General features: G+C 61.1%; 4 protein-coding genes and 2 pseudogenes. 5 read left to right on the plus strand and 1 reads right to left on the minus strand.

Annotated elements, in window-relative coordinates; genetic code table 11:
• The first annotated feature begins 4 nt into the window (after positions 1–4).
• From A3722_RS21905 to A3722_RS24165, 5 genes and pseudogenes are all read left to right on the plus strand, one after another.
• A complete protein-coding gene (locus tag A3722_RS21905; RefSeq protein ID WP_067627549.1) occupies positions 5–1,195 on the plus strand; it encodes an acetyl-CoA C-acyltransferase in 1,191 nt (396 codons plus the stop codon).
• A 20-nt stretch (positions 1,196–1,215) separates the two neighbouring features.
• Entirely contained in the window at positions 1,216–3,339 is a 2,124-nt protein-coding gene (locus A3722_RS21910) for a 3-hydroxyacyl-CoA dehydrogenase NAD-binding domain-containing protein (RefSeq protein ID WP_067627584.1), read from the plus strand.
• The gene (locus A3722_RS21915) at positions 3,336–4,391 is read left to right on the plus strand and encodes a phosphotransferase family protein (protein ID WP_067627547.1); all 1,056 of its coding nucleotides are present in this window, start codon (positions 3,336–3,338) and stop codon (positions 4,389–4,391) included. The genes A3722_RS21910 and A3722_RS21915 overlap by 4 nt, the downstream gene beginning before the upstream one ends.
• A 104-nt stretch (positions 4,392–4,495) precedes the next feature.
• Positions 4,496–5,650, plus strand: coding sequence for a CaiB/BaiF CoA transferase family protein (locus A3722_RS21920; RefSeq protein ID WP_067627546.1), 1,155 nt, complete (start codon positions 4,496–4,498; stop codon positions 5,648–5,650).
• A gap of 198 nt (positions 5,651–5,848) precedes the next feature.
• Positions 5,849–6,073: pseudogene (locus A3722_RS24165) on the plus strand (bile acid:sodium symporter); the annotation flags it as partial.
• A 221-nt stretch (positions 6,074–6,294) separates the two neighbouring features.
• Here A3722_RS24165 and tnpC read toward each other — a convergent pair.
• Positions 6,295–6,974, minus strand: a pseudogene (tnpC, locus tag A3722_RS21930) (IS66 family transposase); the annotation flags it as partial.

Consider the following 6,974-nt stretch of genomic DNA (forward strand, 5'->3'; position numbering starts at 1 on the left):
GACAATGCTGGACGCCTATATCTACGACGGACTCCGCAGCCCCTTCGGACGGCACGGCGGGGCGCTTGCGGCGATCAGGCCAGATGACCTGATGGCGCAGGTCATCACGGCACTGATGTCGCGCAGCACCCTACAGGCCGACATGGTCGAGGATGTGGCGCTCGGCAACGTCTGCCAATCCGGCGAAGACAGCCGCAACCTTGCGCGTTTTTCAGCCCTGCTCGCCGGTCTGCCGGACACGGTCGGCGCGCAGACGGTCAATCGGCTCTGTGGATCGAGCCTGTCTGCCGCACTGGACGTGGCGCGGGCGGTGACCGTGGGCGAGGGCGATCTGTTTGTCGCAGGCGGTGTGGAAAGCATGACCCGCGCGCCCTTTGTCATGGCAAAATCTGCAACCGCGTGGTCGCGTCAGGGCGAGATCCACGACGCGACTGCGGGCAAACCCTTTCCCAACCCACGCTTCCAAGCGGCCTTTGGCAGCGACAGCATGCCGCAAACGGCCGATAACCTCGCCGCCGATTACGGGCTGACCCGCGCAGCCTGCGACGCTTTTGCCGCCAGCAGCCAGCGGCGTTTTGAAACCGCTCGCAAAGGTGGGTTCTTCGACGGCGAGGTAATCCCGATTGAGATTTCAGGCCGCAAAGGCGCCGTCACCACGGTGGCCGAGGACGAACATCCGCGCCCAGACACCACAGTTGAAAAAATGGCCAGCCTGCGCCCGCTGGACCCTGCAGGCGTTGTGACCGCCGCCAATGCCTCGGGCATCAATGATGGCGCTGCGGCTCTGCTGATTGGCCGGAACGGCCTTGGCCCCGCGCCACGCGGGCGCATCCTCGCCGGGGCCGTATCGGGTGTGGCCCCCCGGGTGATGGGCATCGGCCCCGCGCTGGCCATTCCAAAGGCGCTGAGCCGAGCGGGGCTATCCCTCGAGCAAATGGATGTGATCGAGATCAACGAGGCTTTCGCGTCGCAGGTGCTCGCCTGCTGCAAGGCGCTCGACCTCTCGCCAGACGACAGCCGGCTCAATCCAAACGGCGGCGCCATTGCCGTGGGCCATCCGCTCGGCGCCTCGGGCGCGCGTCTCATGCTCACCGGGCTTCGGCAGCTTGAGGCCAGCGGCGGGCGCTATGGCTGTCTGTCGATGTGCATCGGCTTTGGTCAGGGCATCGCCGTGATCATCGAACGATTGAAATGAACGGGGAAGGGGCGCAGGCCATGAAAGACAACGTCTACAAATTGGTGGTTATTGAGACGGAAGGGGAGATCGGGTTGATCCGGCTTGCCAAGCCGCCCGTCAATGCCATCGGGCTGGCGCTGCGCACGGCGATCTACGAGGGGTTCCAGACCCTCCAGCGCGATTCTGCCGTGCGTGCCATCGTGCTCTATGGCGAGGGGCGGTTTTTCTCCGCAGGCGCTGACATCAGGGATTTTGGCAAGGCAGATGTCGCGCCGACCCTGCCGCATATCCTCAAGGCGTTGAATGACAGCGAAAAGCCAGTGATCGCTGCGCTGCACGGTGTGGCATTTGGCGGTGCGCTGGAGGTGGCGCTGGCCACCCACCTGCGCGTCGGCGCCAGGGATTTGCGCATCGGCCTACCGGAAGTGAAGCTGGGGCTGCTGCCCGGCGCCGGGGGCGCGCAGCGGCTGCCGAGGCTCACCGGGCTGGCGGGCGCGATTGATATCATCTGTTCCGGGCGCGACGTGTCTGCGCGTGAGGCGCTGGACCTTGGCATTCTGGATCGACTGGCCGAAGGCGCGCCACGCGAGGCGGGCATTGCCGCAGCGCGCGACGTGCTGGCCGGAAAGCTCGCCGCCCGCCGAACAGATACGCGCGATGTGGCCGAAGACCTTGCTGCAGTGGAAGACGCTAAAGCGCGCTTAAAGGCTAAGCGTCCTGCCTTGCAAGCACCGCTCACAGCACTGGAGGCGGTCTGCGCCGCCACCCTGCCGATTGACGAAGGGCTCGCCAAAGAACGGGTGCTGTTTATGGAATTGATGGCGGGGGAGGAACGTGCCGGGCTGGTGCATGCGTTCTTTGCCGAGCGCGCCACCGTCGATATCCCTGAGAAGACCGCGCAGCCCCGGCAAATAGACTACATCGCCGTGATCGGCGGCGGGACGATGGGGGTTGGCATTGCCACGTCCCTGCTTATCGGAGGCTACCATGTTGACCTTATTGAAGCGCAAAGCGAACGAGTCGCGCAGGCGCGTGCCGGGGTTGAGGGCAATCTCGCTGGCGCGTTGAAACGCGGCAAGCTGAGCGAACAGGCGCATGATACCGCTCTCGCTGCGCTGGACTGCACCGACAGTCTGGATGCCGCAAGCAAAGCCGATCTGGTGATCGAAGCGATCTTTGAGGATATGACAGCCAAGACGGCACTTTTCACCAAGCTGGATGCGATCTGCAAACCCGGCGCGATCCTTGCCACCAATACCTCCTATCTCGATGTGAATGAAATCGCCGCCGCGACCAAGCGGCCCCAAGATGTGATCGGTCTGCATTTCTTTTCGCCCGCCCATATCATGCGGCTGATCGAAGTGGTGGTCGCGAAGGAGACCGCCCCCGCTTGTGTCGCCTCGGCTTTCGCCTTGGCCCGCAAACTCGGCAAGGTGCCGGTGCGCGCAGAAGTCTGCGACGGCTTCATCGGCAATCGCATTCTGACCCAATACCGCCGAGCGGCCGATTACCTGCTGCTCGACGGCGCAAGTTTCACAGAGATCGACAGCGCGTTGGAGGATTTCGGCTTTGCCATGGGGCCCTTTGCGGTGTCCGACCTTGCCGGGCTCGACATCGCCAAGGCGACCCGAGACCGAAAGGCTGCCACGCGGTCAGCGGAGGAGCGTTATTCCCGCGTGGCCGACCTGATTTGCGATCAGGGTTGGTTTGGTCGAAAGACCGGGCAGGGCTATTACATTTACGAGGGCGGAAAGCAGCAGGGTGGCAACCCCGGAGCATCTGAGATCGTTGCAGCGGAGCGCCGCAGGTTGAACCTTGCTGATCGCGCGTTCGATACCAAAGACATCGTGTCACGCTGCCTCACCGCCATGATCGCCGAAGCTGTCCGTGTGCTCGAAGAGGGCATCGCCCTACGGCCCGTGGATATCGATGCGGTCGAGCTTTTCGGCTACGGCTTTCCCCGCCACCGCGGCGGGCCGATGCATCAGGCGGACTTGATCGGCCCCGCAGAGCTGATCCGGCGGATCGAGCTTTATGCCAACGAAGACCCCCAGTTTTGGCAAGTGCCGCAATTGCTACGCGACATGGCGCGTGAAGGTCGCAGTTTTGCGGATTTGAACAGCGCAGCACCAGGACATGTCACAAAAGGAAGCACAAAATGAGCGAGAATGGTGGCCCCCCCCTTATCACTGTCAGCGAAGCCCTCAGCTTTGACGAGGCCGCGCTAAAGGCCTATCTGTCCGATCATCTGGAAGGATTTTCCGGCGACCTGCAGGTGCGCCAGTTCAATGCGGGCCAAAGCAATCCAACCTATCAACTGTCCGCCGGTGGGCGCAAATACGTCCTGCGCAAGAAGCCCCCGGGCACGCTGCTGCCTTCCGCCCATGCGGTGGATCGGGAATACCGGGTGATGCATGCCCTGCGCGACACGCCGGTCCCGGTGCCAAAGATGCTGCATCTCTGCACTGATCCATCGGTGATCGGTACTGATTTCTACGTGATGGAAATGGTCGAAGGTCGGGTCTTTCACGACCCCAGCCTGCCGGGATTGACCCCGTCTGAGCGCCGTGCCTTTTACGAAAGCTTCATCAAGGCTTTGGCCGATTTGCATGCGGTCAAGCCCGAGGCTGTGGGATTGGGCGATTTCGGCCGCCCCGAAGGATATCTGTCGCGTCAGGTCGCCCGCTGGACCAAACAATACAAAGCGACAGAAACCGAGACCATCACAGCGATGGACAAGCTGATGGAATGGCTGCCAGCCAATCTGCCTGCCGACGACGAGGCCGCGATCGTGCATGGCGACTTCCGCCCCGGAAATGCGATCGTGCGCGACGGCACGCCCGAGGTAGCTGCGCTGCTGGATTGGGAGCTTTGCACGCTGGGCCACCCGCTCGCCGATCTGGGGTATGTCTGCGCAAATTATCACGCCGACAACCTCCCGACCGGGCAGTTCAAGGGGCTTGATTTCGAGGCCTTGGGCATACCGACCGAACAGGAGTTTCTTGACCTCTACTGCCGGTATTCGGGGCGCGACACCGTGTCGAACCATTTGTTTTTTGTGGTGTTTTCCTTCTTTCGTAGTGCCGCGATCATTCAAGGGGTCTACAAGCGCGGGCTTGACGGCAATGCCGCGTCGCAAAAGGCGCTGAAACTGGGCCATCTGGCACGTGTGCGAGCCGAAAACGCATGGCGGATCGTGGAGCAGAACCTGTGATCTGCGCCACGCGAAAGAGTGATCCGCAATGAAATCCACCTTAAAATGAGTAGGGCCAATATCATGCCATTCCTGTCCCACGTTCATTCCGAGCCTCACAGCTGATGTCTGGGTCAACGCCTCTGGCCGGGCTCAAGGTCGTCGAACTGGCGCGAATTCTCGCAGGGCCTTGGATCGGGCAAACGCTCGCGGATCTCGGGTCTGAGGTGATCAAGGTCGAAGCCCCGGAGGGCGACGATACCCGACGTTGGGGCCCGCCGTTCATTGAACGGACCCGGCCCGATGGCAGCACCGAAACGGTATCGGCTTATTTCCAGTCGGCAAATCGTGGCAAGACCTCCCTGACCTGCGACTTCACCAATCCCGCGGATCTGGCGGAACTGAAAGCGCTGATCGCGGAGGCCGATGTGGTGATCGAGAATTTCAAAGTCGGGGGGCTGGTGAAATTCGGCTTGGACTATGCGTCATTGGTAGCTGAGAACCCGGGTCTGGTCTATGCATCTGTCAGTGGCTTTGGTCAGGACGGACCGCGTGCTAAGGAGGCGGGTTATGATTTCCTGATCCAAGGCATGTGCGGGATCATGGACCTGACAGGCGAGCCAGATGGTGCGCCCCAGAAAGTCGGCGTGGCATGGGTTGATGTCTTTACCGGGCTTTACGGCGTGATCGGCATTCAGGCGGCGCTGGCCGAGCGTGCGCAGTCGGGACAGGGGCAACATGTCGATCTGTCGCTGCTGGATTGCGGGGTTGGCGTTCTGGCCAATCAGGCGAGTAATTACCTCTTGGGCGACGCCGCCCCCAAGCGGCTCGGCAACGCGCACCCCAACATCGTACCCTATCAGGTGTTCCCGACCCAAGAGGGTCATTTGATCATTGCCTGCGGCAACGACTCTCAATTTCGTAGGCTCTGCGAAGTGCTTGATTTAGTCGGTACGGCAGATGATGAGAGATTCGCGACAAACCCGGCCCGTGTTCAGCACCGTGAGGCGCTCTGCGGCTTGATTGCGGAACGGACTGCACAGTTCACCAAAGCGTCGCTGATTGAGCGGCTCACGCATTGCGGGGTACCCGCAGGCCCGATCAATACGGTCGCCGAAGCTCTGAGCGAGCCACAAATCGTGGCCCGCGACATGCGGATTAACCCCGAGGGTATCGATGGGTTGCGCACGCCGGTGCGTTTCTCGCGGAGCAAACTGGCGCTGGATCGGGCAGCACCAATGTTAGGCGCTGGTGGCCGAGGTTTTGGGCTTGGCAGGTAGATCAGATCTATTGCCGGGAAGCCATTCGTGACGTCACTGTTTCGCAAGGCGGGCCTTCTGCGGTTTTTTATGAGCATGTCATGCCAATGATATCGAACGGCAATGTGGATACTGAGCAAAGGCGGATGCGAACCTTTTGCTGCGTACCTGTTTCAAGCTTTGTGGGTCCTCAGGGCGGAGAGCCGACATCCGCTGTTGATGGTTTTGACGGGTCGGCTTTTCGGTCTCGATGCTGGAGATCGTGCAGCACTGTTTTATTGCGGATCGACCAAGAGCCTCGCATCGGGCCTGCCCATCGCGACGGCACTTTTCGCCGCGGAGGCCGTCGGTGCCATCGTACTCCCGCTGATGATCTACCACATGCTGCAATTACTGGTCTGCGCCTTTCTGGCCCAAAAGGCAGTGGTCGCGCCCGCGGCGTAATTTGAGAGGAAAAACTCTTACTTACGGTCGTAAACACATGGATAATAAGGCACCGCATATATTCTATGCAGCCGAATCCGTATATTCATCGAGTTTCATACGGGAACTTCCGTATGGGGATAGTGTTGATTTTCGTGTGGGATTGACCCATTGGGGGTGCGGACAAAAAGTTGGACTATCTTGGAGATAGTCGTAAGCGTTCTCAGGAGGGCACTGTCGGGTCAGCTTGACGTCTTGAAGTTCCACGGGAGCAGATCGTCGATGCCGCTTTGTGGGTGACCATTGGCGATCGCTGTGAGGGTTGCCTTGAGATAGGCGAAGGGCTCGATGCCGTTGATCTTGCAGGTCTCGATCAGTGAGGCGATGCGGCCCCAGGCGATACCACCCTCGTCATGCCCAGCGAAGAGGGCGTTTTTCCGATTGAGGGTGATGGAGCGGATCAGGTTTTCGACGCGGTTGTTGTCGATCTCGACGCGCCCATCGGCCAAGAAGGTCTGCAGTCCGTCCCAGTGATTGTGGATGTAAGTCAGCTTTTCACCCAGCCGGGATTTGGTGGAGATCTTGCGGCGCTCAGCCTCCAGCCATTCACCGAATGCTGCGACCAGCGGGGCACTGCGGGCCTGACGGGCAGACAATCGCTGGCCGGAGGAGATGCCACGAATGTCAGCTTCGACGGTATAGATTTCGGCGATGCGGCGCAGGCCTTCGGCGGCGATCTCTGAGCCATCTCGGTCAAAGACTTCCTTCAGCTTGCGGCGCGCATGCGCCCAGCAATGGGCCACCCGAATGGGCACCGCCCTTGCGCGTGGGTTTGGTCAGCCGATTATAGCCCTGATAGCCGTCGATCTGCAGGATGCCGTCGAAGCCTGTCAGGAAGGTTTCGGCATTCGCGCCCGCCCGA

This window comes from Sulfitobacter sp. HI0027, from assembly GCF_001634775.1.
In the GTDB taxonomy this organism is placed as follows: domain Bacteria; phylum Pseudomonadota; class Alphaproteobacteria; order Rhodobacterales; family Rhodobacteraceae; genus Sulfitobacter.